General features: G+C 53.7%; 1 protein-coding gene. It reads left to right on the forward strand.

Features of this window, described 5'->3' with window-relative positions:
* On the forward strand, window positions 1-555 hold a 555-nt coding region (locus C9413_RS32590), incomplete at both ends, for a DUF3422 family protein (protein ID WP_170251659.1).

Below are 555 nucleotides of genomic sequence, written 5' to 3' on the forward strand. Positions count from 1 at the left end.
GGTCAATGGCGCTGCTCGGATTGCCAGAGGCGCGTCGTCTTGCGCCTCTTCTCAGCGGATATGACGCGGACCTCGTACAGCTGACCAATCGCAACTTGAGTACGCCAGCTCATCAGCATAAGCAATTGCTTGAGGAGATTACGGTACTCTCGTCGCATATCATTTCGGCCACCGCCGAGACCAGAAACAGGTTCGGCGCAACTGCTGCCTACGCCAAAATTGTTGAAGAGCGGATCGCGCTTTTACGGGAAACCCATGTCCCAGGTTATCAACGTTTCGGTACGTTCGTGGAGCGGCGATTCAAGCCGGCGGTGCGCACCTGCGAAGCAACTGCGTTGAGGCTCGAGCAGTTATCAAGAGCTGCGATGCACTTGCTCGACCTGTTACAAACCAGAATTCAGGTCGAAATTGAATTCCAGAACGCTACGCAGATCCAGGCAATGGCGGATCGAGCGGCGACGCAGGTTAAGATCCAGCGCGCGGTCGAAAGCTTTTCGATCATCGCAATCAGCTATTATCTGCTGAGCTTGCTGAAATTTATATATGAGACAGCAG

It is taken from the genome of Rhizobium sp. SEMIA 4085, assembly GCF_013004495.1.
Taxonomy (GTDB): Bacteria; Pseudomonadota; Alphaproteobacteria; order Rhizobiales; family Rhizobiaceae; genus Rhizobium; species Rhizobium gallicum.